This is a genomic window from Opitutaceae bacterium (assembly GCA_015075305.1).
Classification (GTDB): domain Bacteria; phylum Verrucomicrobiota; class Verrucomicrobiia; order Opitutales; family Opitutaceae; genus UBA6669.
In genome coordinates this window covers 238,204-255,840 of record JABTUS010000007.1, presented here as the reverse complement: position 1 = coordinate 255,840, position 17,637 = coordinate 238,204, and the positions used below count along the sequence as shown (strand labels likewise).

12 protein-coding genes are annotated in these 17,637 nt (G+C 62.6%); 10 read left to right on the top strand and 2 right to left on the bottom strand.

What is annotated here, in order from left to right; translation table 11 throughout:
* The first annotated feature begins 15 nt into the window (after positions 1-15).
* A complete protein-coding gene (locus tag HS122_14775) occupies positions 16-624 on the top strand; it encodes a hypothetical protein (GenBank protein ID MBE7539660.1) in 609 nt (202 codons plus the stop codon).
* Between the two features lie 332 nt (positions 625-956).
* Here the strand turns inward: HS122_14775 and HS122_14770 are convergent, their stop codons facing one another.
* Together HS122_14770 and HS122_14765 are read right to left on the bottom strand one after the other, a co-directional pair.
* Positions 957-1,628 (bottom strand): response regulator transcription factor, encoded by a 672-nt coding sequence (locus HS122_14770; GenBank protein ID MBE7539659.1) that lies wholly within the window; start codon positions 1,626-1,628, stop codon positions 957-959.
* A 206-nt stretch (positions 1,629-1,834) separates the two neighbouring features.
* Entirely contained in the window at positions 1,835-4,660 is a 2,826-nt protein-coding gene (locus HS122_14765; protein MBE7539658.1) for a TonB-dependent receptor, read from the bottom strand.
* 632 nt (positions 4,661-5,292) lie between these two features.
* Between HS122_14765 and HS122_14760 the strand changes: the two genes are divergently transcribed.
* The 9 genes from HS122_14760 (at position 5,293) to HS122_14720 (ending at position 17,582) form a co-directional block, all read left to right on the top strand.
* Positions 5,293-6,132 (top strand): hypothetical protein, encoded by an 840-nt coding sequence (locus HS122_14760; GenBank protein ID MBE7539657.1) that lies wholly within the window; start codon positions 5,293-5,295, stop codon positions 6,130-6,132.
* Between the two features lie 150 nt (positions 6,133-6,282).
* Positions 6,283-8,799, top strand: a complete 2,517-nt coding sequence (locus HS122_14755; protein ID MBE7539656.1) for a DUF4982 domain-containing protein — start codon at positions 6,283-6,285, stop codon at positions 8,797-8,799.
* Positions 8,800-9,077: 278 nt separating this feature from the next.
* Positions 9,078-11,294, top strand: coding sequence for a hypothetical protein (locus HS122_14750; protein ID MBE7539655.1), 2,217 nt, complete (start codon positions 9,078-9,080; stop codon positions 11,292-11,294).
* 194 nt (positions 11,295-11,488) lie between these two features.
* Complete coding sequence (locus HS122_14745; GenBank protein MBE7539654.1) at positions 11,489-12,271, top strand: GntR family transcriptional regulator; 783 nt, start codon at positions 11,489-11,491, stop codon at positions 12,269-12,271.
* A gap of 22 nt (positions 12,272-12,293) precedes the next feature.
* On the top strand, positions 12,294-13,706 hold the full coding sequence (locus HS122_14740) for a sugar porter family MFS transporter (GenBank protein MBE7539653.1): 1,413 nt from the start codon (positions 12,294-12,296) through the stop codon (positions 13,704-13,706).
* Entirely contained in the window at positions 13,687-14,628 is a 942-nt protein-coding gene (locus HS122_14735; GenBank protein MBE7539652.1) for an ROK family protein, read from the top strand. The genes HS122_14740 and HS122_14735 overlap by 20 nt, the downstream gene beginning before the upstream one ends.
* A gap of 33 nt (positions 14,629-14,661) precedes the next feature.
* Positions 14,662-16,416 (top strand): class I mannose-6-phosphate isomerase, encoded by a 1,755-nt coding sequence (locus HS122_14730; GenBank protein MBE7539651.1) that lies wholly within the window; start codon positions 14,662-14,664, stop codon positions 16,414-16,416.
* A complete protein-coding gene (locus HS122_14725) occupies positions 16,413-17,018 on the top strand; it encodes a glucose-6-phosphate isomerase (GenBank protein MBE7539650.1) in 606 nt (201 codons plus the stop codon). Before HS122_14730 ends, HS122_14725 begins: the two co-directional genes overlap by 4 nt.
* A gap of 165 nt (positions 17,019-17,183) precedes the next feature.
* Positions 17,184-17,582, top strand: coding sequence for a phosphomannose isomerase type II C-terminal cupin domain (locus HS122_14720; GenBank protein ID MBE7539649.1), 399 nt, complete (start codon positions 17,184-17,186; stop codon positions 17,580-17,582).
* The last annotated feature ends 55 nt before the right edge of the window (positions 17,583-17,637 follow it).

Below are 17,637 nucleotides of genomic sequence, written 5' to 3'. Positions count from 1 at the left end.
GGCCGGATCGACATCATGATCGACTACAAGATATCGAAACATGCCAGGATTCTCTTTGTCGGAATCAACCCGCATCCCGGCTCCGATCGGCGTGGCGTGCCCTTTTCGAACAACAAGATGTTCTGGTATCTGCTGAACCGGGCGGGCCTGATCCAGGAAGCGGAGGCGGATCTGCGGAACGACGGGAAGCTCAGGCGGATTTACGACGAAAAGTTCCGGCAGGTCTACGGATTGAATCTGGTGAACCTGGTCGACCGGCCCACCATCGATGTGACCATGCTGGAAAAGGGTGAGGCGCGGGAGGGAATCGAGCGGGCGCTGGGAATCGTCCGGCGCTACCGGCCAAAGGTGGTTTGTTTCATCGGGAAGATCACGTTCACCACGTTTGGGGGCGGTCCTGAGAGCGACTGGGGCTGGCAGGCGGGGATCGGGGACTCCCGGGTGTACCTCATGCACTTTCCAATCCGGGGCCCGGCGGATGTCCGGGTGAAGGAACTCCAGGAAATGCACCACGCCGTCAATGTCGCGTTTGGCACCAGGGCCATGAACTTGGAACTTGAAATGCCCACCGCTACAACAGGCGGGAGGCCGGCGACTCGCTCCTCCCCGACAAGCGCCGCATGATTCGTCAACCCATGTCCGAATCAAACCCCCGATTTCCCCATCCCCAATCCAAAGGGGTCAAACCTCACTTTTCGCATTCCGGATGTGGCACATGCTGGATCGACTCTGGCGGCGGGAGATGGTGTGAATCTTTCCACGGGACTCCCAGGGCACGACGAAGCGTGCCCCTCCAGGGGGAAGAGACCGCATCACTCCGCGTGGAACTATTCCGGCGCTGCTCCGCACAGCGCGCCCGTCCAGGTGCATGGGACTGCGTCCCTCCGCATCAGAGCCTCTCCGCCTTCCCCATCCGCGTCTCCACCGAGCATGCACGGGCGCCGGGCGCGAATCTCTCATCCTGCGTCAAACAGGCGATCATGCATCGCCTTGGCGACCGCGCCGCTCCGGCTCTTGACGTGGAGCTTTTCATAGATCTGCCGGGTGTACCCGTCGGTCGTGTGCGCGCTCAATCCGAGCTTCGCGGCAATCTCCTTGTTGGTGAGCCCGGCGGCCATGCCTTCGACAACCTGTCGCTCGCGGGGTGACAGCGTCGTCCCCCGGTTCTCCTTCGGCGCAAGGCGCGAAAACATCTCAAGCACCCGCCGCGCCACCCGCGGCGTCATAGGCGCGCCCCCTTGCATCGCCTGCTCCAGCGCAGCGGCCAGTTCGTCCATCCCCGCACCCTTCAGAAGATAGCCGGACGCCCCCGCGCAGATGGCCCGGTAGATCTTCTCGTCGTCGTCGAAGACCGTGAGAATCACCACCTGGGACTTCGGCGACAGTTCGCGGATCCGCGCAATCCCATCCAGGCCGCTCATTCCCGGCAATCCGACATCGAGCAGGATGACATCGGGCGGGACATTCGCCGGCTGCCCAAGCTGAACGAGCGCATCCTCGCACCGGATGTACCTCGCCGTGCAGGCCATGCCGCTGATCGCGCCAACCATGCGCGCAATCACCCGGCTCAACGTCGTGTTGTCCTCAATCAGCCAGACGGTCTTCTTCCTGGCGGCGGCCATGGGCATGCCATTGAACTTCGAGAGTTGGCACGCACGCAAGGCTCAAGCGGACAACGCACCCTGGAGTCGCGCGAAAAACCAAAGACGCCGCGATCGCGTCATGACCACCAAGCCCTGCTTCCTTCCGCCGGAGGCCCCGGCTCTTGAATGAGAAAAATGGCGCCAGGCGCCCGATGGAAGATCCACCGGGTGCCGGCTTCTCAAAACGAGTCTCAGAACATCACGGTCGCTGAGAACGTGACCTTCCTTGGCTCGGGGTAGTTGAAGAACCCCGGTATTTCGACAAGCGGGTTGGTCGCGATGCCGCCAACGCGAGGAGTAATGATCGAGTAGAACCGGGGGTCGTCATCGTCGAGCAAGTTGTCCACGTTGATCTGGTATTTCGCATGGTACCTGCCGAAAAGCCTGTGCTCCCAGCTCACGTGTGCAGTGACATTGTAGTAGGATGGCGCATACCTGTAGGCGAATGCGGAATCGGCCCTCTGCTGGGGTGTGGGGTTGTCGGTCTTGAACAGGATCTGCGGACTCGTGTTTCCAATTTTCTGCTTGCCGCGCAGGTAGGCGCCGGCGCCGACGGAAAGGTTCTTCAGTCCTCCCTCGGTGAACCGGTAGGTCGCATAGAAGTTCGCCGTGTATTTGAGCGTGCCGTTGAGGCGCGCACCAGCGACAGTTGTAAGCAGCGTCTGGTCGAGCGCATCGAGGTTGCTCTGGAGAGAGTTGCGTTCGGCCGCAGTCATGACGTAACCGTTCACTCCTCTACCGGTGCTGCGGGCAGCCTCCCACTCGGGGCGGTTCAGCTCATTGTATTTCTTGGTGTCAGCCAGGCGGTCCACGATGGCGGTGTCGGGCAGGCTCAGACCGGCGGTCAACCTCAGATTGTCCGTCGGATTGGCCGTGATCTCAAATTCGTAACCGTCCGCGGTCAGGGATTCGGTGTCACGGAAGTCAATGTTGAACTTCCGCTCGTCGAGCGTGACTGTGTAGCCGATGGCGCGCCAGATGCCGCGCAAGGCGCCGGCGTTGGTGCCGGTGATGCGGTCGGTCTGCTTGGAGTCGTAGCGGCTGAAAGAGGCGTAAACTTTGCCGCCAAGGAGATTCAGCCGGATGCCGTAATCCTTTCCGGAGCCGCTCGTGGGACCGAAAGGTGACAGGTCGAAGCGCGGCAGGCCGGGCGTGGCAGGCGTGAAGTTCTCGGAGTAGTTCCAGAATACCCCGATCCACTTGGCGCGGGGAAACGGATAGGCCACCGCCCCTCCCGAGAAGGTCGTCGAATTGCCGGTCTGCGAGACGGGCGGAAGCAACACGGCGCCAGTGGGCCGCTGATCGGAAGCTTGCTGGCTGCGGTCAAAGGTGTCGTAACGCACGCCGCCGAGGAGCGAAATCCGGTCATCCCAGAGCGTGGTGTTTGAAACGAGCTGCGCGTAGTCGAGCACGTCATCCGTGTGAGTCTGGAAAAAAACCTGCCGATACTGGATGTCCGCTCCGGGAATGCCGGGAAGACCCATTATGGGATATTTGCGCGGCTCGTCCCAATAGAGCCGGTACCGCACGATGTTCTCCTCGAGGCGGAGGTCCGGGTTTGGACCATTGACGCGCCGCTGAAAGAAGGAGTTCAGGTCGAAGTTGAACCAGCGGCGTCCGCCGGCGACGGTGAAGCGCTGCTTCAGGTCGAGCCCCTTCCAGTCGCTGGCGAAATTCCAGGAGGCGAGACCGCGAATCTCATTCACCGTGCGCGACTGCGGCTGGCGCCCGACTGCGGCGTCGGAGAACGGAACGAGGAACTTCGGATTCGAAGTTCCGTCGGGAAGAAGCCGGTTGACGTCCACGCGACGGGCATTGAACAGCTCGGTTGTGTTGGCGACACGGCGATCGTCGAAGTAGTAATAGGACAACTGCGCCTCGAGGTTTCTGCTGAAACGGTGGTCGAGCCAGACAGTCACGGTGTTGAAGTTCTCGGAGGCCGTGCCGTCCGGTGGCTGGAGGGTGAACTCGCGGCTGGGCAGAACCGGGGAGTTGGGAATGTCCGCGCGCGGGGTGTCGAGCAGCGAGCCCCCGGTGCCGACCGTCTGAAATGTGTTCTGCCAGTTCTGATATCCCGCCTTCGGCACCGCGGGGATGACGAGGAAATACGGCTGGGAACTCTGCAGGGCAACGCCAGCGGCAGCGCGTTCAGCAGCGGGAATGGCATTGGCACCGACAACATCGGCGGTGCGTCCGGTCCAGTAGGAGCTTTGGTCGCTGTGATTGATGGCATAGGTGAGTCGCTCCTCCTTGCTCCACTCCGTCTCGGCCCGGATTTCGGTCTTCTCAGTCAGGCGGTACCGGGCGGCGATGTGAACTGCCTGGCGGTCAAGGTCGATGCCGTCGCGCCAGTCCTTGCCGAGCTGATAGAGGCCGTTGACCCGGATGGCCGCCCTGTCGCCGAGACGCTGGTTCACGTCAAGAGTGGTGCGAATTCCGCCGTAGCTGTCCACTTGTGCGCGAATGGAGCGGAAGTCGCGGTCGACGCGCGGCACCTTGGTCCACGTGGTCGGCTGGCCGCCGAGCTGGGCGTCGCCATAAACGATGGAGTTCGGGCCGCGGGCGAATTCGAAGCGCTCGGTGTTGTACGTGTCGCTCGTCGCGTAGAAGTGGAAGTAATTGCGCGTGGGAACCGTGCTGCCTGAACCAACGCCACGAATGTTGTATTCGTAGTCGCCAAATATCGTTTCCTGCTGGCGGAGATTGCCGGGCGAGGCGTTGACGGTCCAGAAATAGGAATCGCGGATGTTGGTGATCGCAAGGTCCTCGAGAAACTCGGCCGTGATGGCGGAGATGGCGGAGGGTATGAGTCTCAGCGGCGTGTTGGTGCGCCCGCCGGCGAGCGAATTGACCGCGAGGTAGCCGCGGTCCTCATCGACGCGCACCTCGAACGCAGGCAATTCCTGGCTCTGGCTGTCGGTGGTGGACGCCGTCGAGGAGTCGGGAGACGTCTGTGCCGACGCAATGATCGCGCCGGCCAGCGTGAACGGGATGAGGCAAAGTTGCCTGACATTCATGATGTGGATTGGGTTGGGGTTGACGGTGAAAACTGGGATCGGACTGCGCTGTCCGGCGCGGCGATGCCTTCGACAGGGTTGCTCGGCGCAACTGAGACCAGGGCGACAATCGGCAGGACGACATGCGCGCCAGCCGCCAGGGCGAAAGGCTGTGCCGCCCAGCAACCGGATCCGATGCCGCACGCGCATTTCGCATAAAAATATTCGATGAGGCCAGGGGGTAGCATCGTTCGAGCGGGATGGGGTACGATGAGGCAGACAAATCATGCAAACGTTATCATTGCAAGTTCAAATCGTCCACTCCAACGAATCTCAAGATGAAGCCCGCACCGAATCATCCGCTAAGATGCACATCCAAATTATTGCTATCCATTGGTTTAGTACGCGACCCCGACGACAGATCACCGCGCGAACGAATTGTGGAAACTGACATCACACCAACATCAACAAACGGCTGCCACAGACAAAGGTCCCGCAGGGTGCCGGGGAATTCCGGACAGCAGGAGAAGCTGGCATGTTGTTCTCAGCAGCGTGCAAGCCGCTCATTTTATGCCAGTAACACTGCCACCAAACTCGCGCCACGCACGCGCCCTGCGCAGAAATGACGCGTTCCCACAGGTTCAGCGCCAGAATTGACAACGTTTGCAGGCCGTCGGTGCTGTCTCGCCATCTCCCGCAGCAGCGGCGCTGCGACTCCGATCCCAACCGCCGCGCTGTTTCCAGCCAGCCCAATCCTGTCATGCTTCAATCCAACCTCCCTCGTGTTTGCGGCACGAGGTTCATTCTACCAGCGGGGCGAGTTTCATGGACAGGAGTACGTGCAGTTCAATCCGCTTTTTGGCTACCAGTACAGCCACGTATGGATTGACCCGCGCGGCCTCGCTGATCCCTACATGCACGACAAGGGCATCGACTATTTTGTGAATGCGCGGCGGGCCACCCTGGCCAACCGCGCCTACTGCATTGCAAACCCCGGCGGATTCAAAGGCTATGGAGAGAACATCTGGGGGCTCTCCGCGTGCATGGGGCCGGCCTCGGTTACAGTTCAGATCGAGGACAAATCCGTGCGCTTCAAGACGTATTCGGCGCGAGGGGCGAGCCGGCGCTCCATCAACGACGATGGCACGATCACACCGACCACCGCCGGAGGTTCAGTTCCATTCGCCCCGGAAATCACCATTCCGGCCCTGATGGCAATGCACGAACACTTCGGTGACCTTCTTTTCAACCATCATGGATTTCTCGATGCCTTCAATCCCACCTACAGGGAGGAATGGGGACCGGCGGCTCACGGGATCATCCACCCCGAGCACGGCTGGTTTGATGACAGGCAGCTCGGCATCGATCAGGGGCCCATCCTGCTCATGACTGAAAATCACCGCACAGGATTCGTCTGGGAGGTGATGAAGCGCAGTCCCTACATCCAAAAGGGTCTGAAACTTTCCGGTTTCACCGCCGACTGGCTGATGTAGGCGCCGCAATCCCGCCGCGCTGCCGGTCATCAACCCACGCATTCTGGGGGATGTGAAGCACGCACCCTGCCGTGCTAGAATGCCACCGCCCATGGCGCGCACGCACCCTGCCGCCCCAGGACCACTTCGCGAACCAGGCCGTTGCACCACATGACATCACTTGCTCTCCCCTTCCTCCCCCGCTCCTGCCACAGACGGGCCTGTCTCGCCCTCGCGGCCATCTGTCTGTTCGCTCTTCCTGCCTCGGTTCGCGCAGAATCGGCAACTGCACCCCGGATTCACCTGAACTGGGACGACGGCTGGAGATTCATCCTCTCCGACCCCGCAGGCGCCGAAGCGCCGGCCTTTGCCGATGCCTCTTGGGAGCCGGTGCTTCTCCCGCACGACTGGGCCATTCGCGGCCCCATCGCAAAAACACATCCCGGCATCGGTCGCATGGGCTACTACCCGGGCGGTGTCGGCTGGTATCGAAAGTCCTTCAACCTGTCCCCCGCATTCGCCGGGAAACACGTGCGCATCACCTTCGACGGCGTCTACATGAATGCCGACGTCTGGATCAACGGACACCCCCTCGGCCGCCGCCCCTACGGCTACGTCAGTTTCAGCCACGATCTCACCCCGTTTCTCCGCAGCGACGGCAATCCCAATGTGCTCGCCGTGCGGGTCGACAATTCCGTCCAGCCCAGTTCCCGCTGGTACACCGGCTGCGGCATCTACCGGCACGTCTGGCTCACGGCCACAAATGCCACCCACGTGGAACCCAACGGCATCTTTGTCACAACACCCGAGGCGACCTCCGAACTCGCGGAAATCCGCGTGCAAACTTCGGTCAAACATCAGAACCGTGCGCCAATCGGCGTGACTGTCGAACACGCCGTCCTGAGGAACGGCCGCCGCATCGCCACATTCACCCCGACTTCACAGACCATCGGCGCAGAGGGTTCGCTGGCCTTCAACCAGACGATCAAACTCCACGCCCCCGAACTCTGGTCACCCGAATCACCGGCACTCTACCTGCTCGAAACCACCGTGCGCGCCGGTGGAAAACTCGTCGACCGGGTTGAAACCCGTTTCGGAATCCGCCGCCTCGAATTCACCACCGGGCAGGGATTCTTCCTGAACGGTCGCAACACCAAGCTGAAGGGCGTGTGCCTGCATCACGACGCCGGGCCCGTCGGCGCGGCCGTCCCCGAGGACGTCCTGCGGCGGAGACTGCGCCTCCTGCAGGAGGCCGGCTGCAACGCGATCCGCACCGGCCACGCCCCGATGGCGAGCGAGTTCTACGACCTCTGCGATGAAATGGGCATCCTGGTCATGGGTGAAACCCTCGACGAATGGCGCATCGCCAAGAAGGACATGGCCGCCGGCGGCTACAACCAGCTGTTCGCCGAATGGGCCGTGCGCGACGTCCAGGACGCCATTCTCCGCGATCGCAACCACCCGTGCGTCTTCATGTGGAGCGTGGGCAACGAAGTGCGCGAACTCGGCAAACCGGAGGGCGTCGCCGACGCGCGCCGGCTTCGCGACGCCGTGCACGAGATCGACTCCACGCGGCCGGTGACCTGCGGCATCAACTACATGGACCAGGCCAACCAATCGGGTTTCGCGGATGTCTTCGACGTCGCCGGCTACAATGACGGCGGCGGATCCGTTTTCCTCTACCGCGAGGATCGCCAGAAATTTCCCAAACGACTCTTCATCGGCACCGAGCATCCGCACACAAGCCAGACCCGGGGAGTTTATCGCACCACCACCCGCATGCGGGAAAAGATCCCGGGCTACCCGCCAATCCCCGATCTCGCACCGCAGGAGGTCTTCACAGAGGTCCGGGACCTCGGCACGGAACGCCCGACACTGAGTTCCTCCTACGACAACAACTACGTCTACCTGAATGCGCGCGACTCCTGGCGGCTCACCGCCAGCCTGCCCCATGTGATGGGGGAGTTTCGCTGGACCGGCATCGACTACCTCGGCGAATCAAGCTGGCCCAGCCGCGCGTCATCCGCGGGCATTCTCGATCTCGCGGGATTTCCCAAGGACCATTACTATCTCTATCAAAGCCTCTGGACCACGAAGCCAATGGTCCACCTGCTCCCGCACTGGACCCATCCGGGCAAGGAAGGCGTCACGATTCCGGTCGTCGCCTACTCCAACGCCGAGGAGGTGGAACTCTTCCAGGACGGCCGCTCCCTCGGACGCCAGCCCATGACGCTCGCCTGGCAGATCGTCTGGAACGTGCCCTATCGGCCTGGCGTGCTCAAGGCCGTCGCCTATCGCAATGGCCGCGCGATGGCCGAAACTATTCAGCAGACGGCTGGTCCCGCGAAACGGCTCACGCTCGAAATCGATCGCACGACCATGCGCGCGAATCATCGCGACGCCCTGCACGCGACAGTCCGCATCGTTGACGAACACGGCGTGCTCGTGCCCGCCGCGGACAATCGCATCACCTATTCGGTCCGCGGTCCCCTGAAGCTACTGGGAACCGGGAACGGCGACGTGCTCGATCATTCACCCGCGCCATCCTCCGCAAGAAATGCTTTCATGGGCATGTGCCTGGCCATCTGCCAGGCGACTGACGAGGCGGGCTCCGCCGAACTGACCGTCTCCGCGGAAGGCCTCCAGCCCGCAGGCGCCCGCATCCGAATCAGGCCGGAAAACAACTGACCCGCCGCGCCCGCGCGCGCCGTCGCGCCCGCAGGCGTATCCATACGACCGACCCCGTCGGGACGCGACGCGGCCCCGATGCGCGCCACCGAGGCATCCGGCGGACGATTGAGTGGTTGACATCGATTCTATTTGATCGATTGTTTGAACAAATACCAAAGCACCCCGCGCTCAACAAGACCATTGCCCTGGCTCTGCTCATCAACAGATGGCTGGGTTTGGCAGCGTCCGCAGCGGACAATCACGCGCAGCATCACCCCCAATCATCCTCATCAGTCATGAAAAGAAGAACCTTCATCACGACCACCGGCATTGCTTCGCTGGCAGGCGCCCTGATTCCCTCAACGGCCTCCTCGAAGGAAACAGATGGCAGCCGCAAGTCCGGAAGCACAAAGGGGGCGGAGCGTGGCGCAACGCCAGCGGAGCATCGCGGGGAGAACTGCGTCTATCCCGCCGCCGCACTTGCGGTGATTGATGTCACCAAGGCACCCTATCACTGCGACAATCAGGGAAGGAAGGACTGCACCGAAGCGTTGATTCGCGCGCTCGATGACATTCTCCGTCCCACGCTCGAAGCGGAAAAAGCGCTGGAAAAGGAAATGGCCGATGACCCCCGTCAGGATTTCCATCATCCCATCAGCGTCGAAACACTCAAGGCAAACGGACGCATTCGCGTCGTATTTCCCGCACGGCCGGAGCAGTCGAGAATTCTCTACTTCCCGAACGGGACCTACCTGGTGAGCGACACCCTGTGCTACACGTTTGCCGATCTGCACAACACCTCTGGTGGGGAGCTGAACCGGCAGATCATCATTCGCGGCCAGAGCGAGCGGGGTGCCGTGATCAGACTGAAGGATGCATGCCCCGGCTTCGAAAGAGGCTCCAACAAGCCGGTCTTCAGTTTCATGAGGAAGTCGACATCGAACGTTTCAATGGCGAATCTCTTTGAGAACATCTCGATTGACACCGGCATCGGCAATCCCGGGGCGTCGGGCCTCCGCTTTTTCGGCAACAACATGGCCGCCGTCCGACACGTCACCATCCGATCCGGGGATCCCGGCAAGGTCGGAGCCGTCGGACTCCTATGCGACCGCCACAACCTTTCAGGCTGCTACTTCAAACATGTCACCGTGGAGGGCTTCGACTATGGCATCCAGGCACTGCCATACCGAATGTACACGGTCTTTGAGCACATCACACTCAGCCACCAGAAGATTGCGGGATTTCTTGTCGACGAAACCCCCGTTTCGATCCGTGGATTGCGAAGCAGGAACCAGGTGCCTGCCCTCACAATCGCGGGATCGCCCGCCCACGTCGTCCTCGTCGACAGCGAATTGGCGTTCGAGTCCGATCCGACGGACCGAACGGAAACAGGCGGGGCGGTGCCTGCAATCGAGCACATCAACGGCGTGCTCTTTGCCAGAAACGTGAGGACATCCGGATACCCGGCCGCAATCGGAAGGTTCGACAGCACGCTCCTCAGCGGCCCGATCATCGAAGAGCACTCCTCTCATGGCGTCCAGACACTGCGTTCAGAGCAGGAAAAGCGGTCCCTCAATCTGCGCATTGAGGAGACGCCTGAAATCCCCTGGGAGCAGGACATGAACCGATGGGTAAGCGTCAACGAATTTGGAGCGAAAGGAGACGGGACAACGGACTGCACCCAGGCGATCCAGTCGGCGCTGGATTCGGGGAAATCAGTCATCTACTTTCAACCGGGTCGATACCTCATCAACGGAGCCATTCGCGTTCCGGCGACAGTCGAGCGGATCAATTTCATGTTCTGCGATCTCGTGTCGGGTGAGAATCTGAAGCAAGCGAAGAACCGCGGCACCTTTCGTGTCGACGGCGAATCATCAACGCCGCTCCTCATCGAGGATCTTTTCGCCTTCGAGGAGTTCAGGGGAGAGCAGTACCTTGTCGAGCACGCTTCAAGGCGCACCCTGGTTCTCAGCGACCTTCATGCACAAACGGGGGCGATGTACCTCAACACGGTGAGCGGTGGAAAAGTGTTCATCGAAAACATCTGTTGCACCGACCAGTTCCCGCCCAACCCCAACTGCTACCAGTTCAAGGGGCAGTCGGTCTGGGCGCGGCAGTTGAATCCCGAGCGTGCAAACCCCGAGGTGATCAACGACGGTTCGCAGCTTTGGGTACTGGGATTCAAGACCGAAGGGCGCGGAGTCGGGTTTCTCACGAAGAACGGTGGATCGACCGAAGTGCTTGGAGGCGTTGTCAATTTCGGCGGAAATGACAATCCCTTCGTCATCAATGACGAATCATCAGTCTCGATCTCATGCGCCTCCAACGGAAAATCCAATTTCCTTCACCAGGCGCCATTCGCCAGTGAGAAGATCAATGGTCGGGAAAGGGTGCTGTTGAAAAGTTCGCTCCCAAAACGCATTCTCTTTCAGGGTGCCGGTCCGTTCCGCGAAGGGGGCCAGTATTCGGAGCAAACCCATGTACCACTGTACGTCGGCAAACACAGAGGCTGATCCGCGTCCTGAATCCACTGCGCCCGGATCCCATGGCGTTCCTGAAATTTCCGCATTCCCCCTCTCGTGTCCCGCCAGGACACGCAACAACAGATGACGGCAGCGACAATCGGGAACCCGATGGCGACGCCCGGGGCACCGCCCAACTGCGGGATTGACAGCGCCATCATTCGATCAGTTTGTTTGAACAAAGTATGATGCGCTCGATTTCCCCCACTCCATCGACAGCCCCATCCGGAATTCTGAAAGGACTGCGACTGGATCCGGGCAACTCCCTGCCGCTTCATGCCCAGGCTGAGCAGTCCCTGCGTGCTCTCCTGGCCCAGCCCGCCCAGGCCCCCGGCACGCTGCTGCCCGACGAAGTCTCACTGGCCAACGCCATGGGCGTCAGCCGCAACACGCTGCGGGCCGCGATCGCCCGCCTGGTGAGCGAGGGAAGGCTCGACCGCAGGGCCGGCGTGGGCACGCGCGTGCTGGAGCCCAAGGTGCACTCCGGCGTCGGCGCATGGCAGAGTTTCACCCGCGAAATGGAGTCAAAGGGCGTGCGCGTTGAAACCTACACGGTGTCAACCCGCTCGCTGACCGCCCCGGAGGAGGTCGCCCGCCGGCTTCATCTCAAACCGGGAGCCGAAGTGATCTGCCTCGATCGCATTCGCGGCTGGGATGCCACCCCCGTCGTGCGCTTCCGCTCCTACCTTCACCCGCGCCTGAAGCTGAAGGTCGGTGACGACTTCAGCCAGCCCCTCTACGAATTGATTAGAAGCCGCTGCGGAGTCATCGCAGATCAATCCGAGGACGCCCTTTCCGCCGTCGCCGCCGATCAAAGGCTCGCCCGCGCGCTCCGGGTGGCACCCGGAGCTCCGCTGCTGCTGAGAACACGCACCGTCTTCGACACCCGCCGTAAGCCGATCGAGTATTCAATTGTCCACTACCGCGGCGATCGCTTCGAGCTCAGCCTGACGCTGCGCCCCAGTTGAACCCATCCGCACCGCTCCTCCCATGACCGCCCCGTCCCCACATTCCCACCGCTTCGTCCTCTTCGCCACGGGTGTGACCGCCATCGGCGGATTTCTCTTCGGCTACGACACGGCCGTCATCAACGGCGCCAACTCGTACCTGACCGCGCACCTCGGATTGACGCCCGCCGAGGAGGGACTCGCCGGCGCGAGCGCCATCCTCGGCTGCATACCCGGCGCCATGTTCGCCGGTTTTCTCAGCGACCGGTTCGGACGCCGGAAGATGCTCTTCCTCTGCGCCATCCTCTACGCCGTGTCGGGCCTGCTCTCAGCCATTCCGCGCACGTTCGAGGAGTTCCTCGCGGCCCGCATCATCAGCGGTCTCGGCATCGGCGCATCATCCATGATCTGCCCCGTCTACATCGCCGAGATTGCTCCGGAAAGATGGCGCGGCCGCCTCGGCTCCCTCTTCCAGCTCGGCATCGTCACGGGCATTTTCCTCACACTGTTCGTCAACCACGTCATCCAGGGCATGGGAGACGAGGAGTGGAACACCGCCTTCGGGTGGCGCTGGATGCTCGGCATGGAGGTCGTGCCGGCCATCGCCTTCATCGGCCTGCTCTTCACCGTTCCGGAGAGCCCCCGCTGGCTGGCACGTCGCGGGCGCACCGACGAGGCCCGGTCCATTCTGTCCAAAGTGGACGGTCCTGCGCACGCGGAGCGGGAAATGACCGCGATACAGTCAGCCGCCCCCAGCGCCGAGGCACCCTTTTCCGCACTTTTTTCCCGGAACTTTCGCCGCCCGCTCGCGCTGGCCGCACTGCTCGCGCTCTTCCAGCAGTTCTGCGGCATCAACGCGATCATGTACTATTCGACCAAAATCTTCGAGACCGCAGGCGCCGTGAAGAACGCCGCCTTCACCTCCTCGGTCTGGGTCGGATTGATCAACCTCATCTTCACGTTTGTCGCCATCGCGTTTGTCGACCGGCTCGGACGTCGCCCGCTGCTGCTCATCGGCACGGCCGTTCAGTCCATTTCCTTGCTGCTGGTGGGCTGGCTCTTCCATTCCGGTCAGCAGGGCCCCCTGCTGCTCGGAGGCGTGGTGCTTTTCATCGCCGCGTTCGCGATGGGAATGGGCCCGATCACGTGGATCTTCTGCTCGGAGATTTTCCCCAATGAAATCCGCGGACGCGCCATGTCCGTCGCCACCTTCGTCATCTGGGTGGCCTGCTACATCGTGGCCCAGACTTTTCCGATCCTCAACGACAGTCCCGCAGTCGGCCCCGCCATGACCTTCTGGCTCTATGCCACGGTCAGCCTCGTTTCCTTCCTTTTCGTGCTGACCCTCATTCCTGAAACCAAGGGCCGCACCCTGGAGGAAATCGGCCGCATGTGGCGGACGCCGGCGCCGTCCCCGAAGCAAATGAACCCTCGTCATGACATACCTCGCTTGTGATCTCGGTGGCACGCGCCTGAAGATCGGCGTCGTGCGCGACGGCCGGGTCCTCGCGCACACCGTCGAGCCCGCCCACTCCCAGCACGGTCTCGCACTGCGCCTGCCCGTCTTGAAGGACGCCTGGCTCCGCCTGCTGCACGGGCTCAACCTAAAGCTCTCCGACTGTGCCGGTGCGTCGGTGGCGTTTCCCAGTCTCATAGACAAGGAAACGGGGCGCATCCTCGTGGTCTATGGAAAGTACGCCGACTCGCTGGGCATCGACATGCGCGCGTGGGTGCGGACCGAGCTGGGTCTGCCGCTCGTCATCGAGAACGACGCCCGCATGGCGCTGATCGGCGAATGGCGCGCCGGGGCGGGTCGCGGCTGCGACAACCTTGTCATGATCACCCTCGGCACGGGGCTCGGCGTGTGCGCAATCATCGAGGGCCGTGTGCTGCGCGGCAAACACGGCCAGGCCGGCGTGCTCGGCGGGCATCTGACGGTGCGCTACGGGGGGCGGCCCTGCACCTGCGGCAATCTAGGCTGCGCCGAGGCCGAGGCATCGACGGCTTTTCTCCGCCAACTCGCGGAGTCCTCGCCCGACTGGGAACGGAGCTCCCTGCGCTCGCTCCCGCTCGACTACGCCAATGTCTTCGCGCAGGCCACCGCCGGCGACGCGTGCGCCGTCGCGCTGCGCGATCACAGCCTGCTTGTCTGGAGCTCGCTCGCGGTGAATCTCATACACGCCTACGACCCCGAGATGCTCATTCTCGGAGGGGGAATCATGTCGAGCGGAGATCAGATTCTGCCCGCGATCGCCGATTATGTGAACCGGCATGCCCACACTCCCTGGGGAAAGGTCCGCATCGTGCCCTCCTCCCTGGGCGACAACGCCGCCCTTGTCGCCGGCGAGTGGCTGCTGAAGGAATCCGCGGCCCGCTGACACGCAGGCTGCGTCAAAGGAAAGGAATGTTTCATGAGAAAATCCAACTACGACAAGTTTCCTCATCTGCCCGTGCCGGGCGCCAGTGCATGCGCGACCGGCTGGAACGCGATCGCGGCAAGGCTGCGGGACAGGGCATCTCCATCGCCTGGCGGCCGCCGCGTCCTGGTGGTGGAATGCTATCCCGGGGTGGACGAGGTGCAGGTGCGCACCGAGCTGACCTCCCGCCTTGCCCCGGCGCTGGTCGTCGATTCGCGCGAAGCCCTTTTGCAGCCCGACCGGATCGAATCCCTGGTCGCTCCCTTTCTTGGCGGCGATGATCCAGTTTTTGGATACATCACCAGCCTGACGCTGCCGCAGTTCTTCGATCCGACGAAGCTGGATCGGTTGCGCGCCCGGGTCGCCGCGCTCCCCGCGGGACTCGCGCTGGTGGTCGGCTGCGGCGCCCGGCTCGTCGCCGACGGCGATGTGCTCGTGTACGCCGACCTCGCGCGCTGGGAGGCTCAGTTGCGCTTCCGTCGCAACGAGTCCGCCAACCTCGGCGTCGCCAACCACACCCTGGCCGCCAACCTCAAGTACAAGCGCGCATTCTTCGTCGACTGGCGCGTCGCCGACCGCTGGAAGCGGCCCCTGATTGCAAAGTGGGACTTCGTTCTCGACACGCACGATCGCGGCACGCCGAAGCTCGCCGACGGCGAATCCGTCCGGCGCGGCCTGCGCCACGCGGTCACCCGTCCTTTCCGCGTCGTGCCGTTCTTCGATCCCGCGCCCTGGGGCGGACAGTGGATGAAGGAGACCTGCGATCTCGATCGCAACGCCAGGAACTACGGCTGGTGTTTTGACTGCGTGCCCGAGGAGAACAGCCTGCTGCTCGATCTCGGCGGAGTGCGGATGGAGCTGCCGTCCATCAACGTCGTGTTCGACCAGCCGCGCGCACTGCTCGGCGAAGCGGTTCACGCGCGTTTCGGCGATGAATTTCCGATCCGCTTCGACCTGCTCGACACCGTGGGCGGCGGCAATCTGTCGCTCCAGGTGCATCCACTGACCGAATACATCCAGCGGAATTTCGGCATGCACTACACGCAGGACGAGAGTTACTACCTGCTGCACGCCGAGCCCGCTGGCACCGTGTATCTGGGGCTCAAGGAAGGTGTGGACTCCGCGGCGATGCTGCGCGATCTCGCGACGGCGCAGGCGGGCGGCGCGCCATTCGACGCCGATCGCCACGCCAGCCGCCTGCCGGCGAAAGCCCATGACCACTTCCTCATCCCCGCAGGCACCGTTCACTGCTCGGCGGCGGGCACCATGGTGCTCGAAATCAGCGCCACGCCCTACATCTTCACGTTCAAACTCTGGGACTGGACCCGCCTCGGCCTCGACGGCAAACCGCGCCCGATCCATCTCGCCCACGGCGCGGCAAACATCCAATGGGACCGCACGGCCTCATGGGCAAAAAAACATCTGGTCAATGCCATCACCCCCATCGGCAGCGGAGACGGCTGGCGCGAGGAACGCACCGGCCTGCACGAGCGCGAGTTCATCGAAACCCGCCGCCACTGGTTCACGAAAGCCGTGTCGCACGACACGCATGGCGGCGTGAACGTGATCAACCTCGTGCACGGCGAGGAGGCGATTGTCGAAAGTCCAACCGGCGCCTTTCAGCCATTCGTCGTCCACTACGCGGAGACGTTCATCGTTCCCGCCGCTGTCGGAGCCTACACGATCCGGCCGCATGGTCCGGCAGTCGGAACCGAATGCGCAACCCTGAAGGCCTTTGTGCGCACATGATCCCTCAATCCACCATGCTCGACGCGAACCGCCTGTTGTCGCGCTACAATCCAGCCACCGGCGAACTCGATGGTGTCAAACCTGTCGAGCGTTACCTCGCGGACCTGCGCGGCTGCTTCGCGGACACCGCCGCGTATGAGGCTGCACTCGCAAAGGGCAACCCACTGCTCTATCGCGTCGCCAGTGTCGAACCCGCCTCGGGCGAAGGCGACCTGCACTACGGAATCGGATGCCTCATGCCGGGCAAAATCGGCGACGAGTACTACCTGACCAAGGGCCACCTGCACGCGTGGCGACCGGCCGCGGAATTCTATTTCGGTCTCACCGGTGAGGGGATGATGCTGCTCGAAGACGAATCCACCGGCGAAAGCCGTCTGGCGCCCCTTCGTCCAAATCAAGCCGTCTATGTGCCGGGCTTCACCGCCCATCGCACGATCAACACCGGCACCGTGCCACTCACCTACCTGGGTGTCTATCCCGCGCGCGCGGGTCACGACTACGGTACCATCGCGCAGAAGAACTTTCGCTGCATTGTCGTGGCCGGGCCCAACGGACCTGCGATGCGCCAGCGCAGCGAACACCAACGCAGAGACCCGTCATGACAATCCGCCGTCCAATCCTTTCAAGCCTCAGCCTGGTCCGTCTCTCCTTCGCCGGACTCCATGCCGCGCCAGTCAGCGACAGACCCATCCGCAATGAGGCTGAGGTGAAGGAATCGGGCCGGCAGGCGCTCGCACGCGCGTCGGTCCGAGTTTTCACGCACAAACATGACCAGCTACATCACCAAACCCATCCCCGCCCAAAAGCCTCCGGTTGAGATTGTCGAGCGCCCGTGGGGTTCGTTCAAACAATACGCGCACAATCGCGACTGCACGGTGAGTCTCATGACCGTGCTTCCGGGCCAGCGCCTGAGCCTGCAGTCCCACACGGGGCGCGCGGAATTGTGGATCGTGCTCGACGACGGCGCCGTTGTCCAGGTGGGCGACGCCATCCGCGAATGCCGCGCGGGCGACGAGATCTGGATTCCCGCACAGGAAAGGCACCGCCTCAGCTGCCATGCCGGCACCCGCCCCGTGCGGGTGCTCGAAGTCGCCTTCGGCAACTGGCAGCAGGCCGACATCACCCGCTATGAAGACGACTTCAAACGAGCGGCGCACGGCGAATAGTTCGGCCGATGCGCCTCGCAGACACCATAGACCACATCCTCCGACTCTTCCCTTC

What these genes read in the sequence shown, in the direction of transcription:
- HS122_14740 (MBE7539653.1), top strand. Translation starts at nt 12,294, where the DNA reads ATGACCGCCCCGTCCCCACATTCCCACCGCTTCGTCCTCTTCGCCACG.
- HS122_14735 (MBE7539652.1), top strand. Translation starts at nt 13,687, where the DNA reads ATGACATACCTCGCTTGTGATCTCGGTGGCACGCGCCTGAAGATCGGC.
- HS122_14750 (MBE7539655.1), top strand. Translation starts at nt 9,078, where the DNA reads ATGAAAAGAAGAACCTTCATCACGACCACCGGCATTGCTTCGCTGGCA.
- HS122_14745 (MBE7539654.1), top strand. Translation starts at nt 11,489, where the DNA reads ATGATGCGCTCGATTTCCCCCACTCCATCGACAGCCCCATCCGGAATT.
- HS122_14765 (MBE7539658.1), bottom strand. Translation starts at nt 4,660, where the DNA reads ATGAATGTCAGGCAACTTTGCCTCATCCCGTTCACGCTGGCCGGCGCG.
- HS122_14775 (MBE7539660.1), top strand. Translation starts at nt 16, where the DNA reads ATGATCGACTACAAGATATCGAAACATGCCAGGATTCTCTTTGTCGGA.
- HS122_14755 (MBE7539656.1), top strand. Translation starts at nt 6,283, where the DNA reads ATGACATCACTTGCTCTCCCCTTCCTCCCCCGCTCCTGCCACAGACGG.
- HS122_14720 (MBE7539649.1), top strand. Translation starts at nt 17,184, where the DNA reads ATGACCAGCTACATCACCAAACCCATCCCCGCCCAAAAGCCTCCGGTT.
- HS122_14770 (MBE7539659.1), bottom strand. Translation starts at nt 1,628, where the DNA reads ATGCCCATGGCCGCCGCCAGGAAGAAGACCGTCTGGCTGATTGAGGAC.
- HS122_14725 (MBE7539650.1), top strand. Translation starts at nt 16,413, where the DNA reads ATGATCCCTCAATCCACCATGCTCGACGCGAACCGCCTGTTGTCGCGC.
- HS122_14730 (MBE7539651.1), top strand. Translation starts at nt 14,662, where the DNA reads ATGAGAAAATCCAACTACGACAAGTTTCCTCATCTGCCCGTGCCGGGC.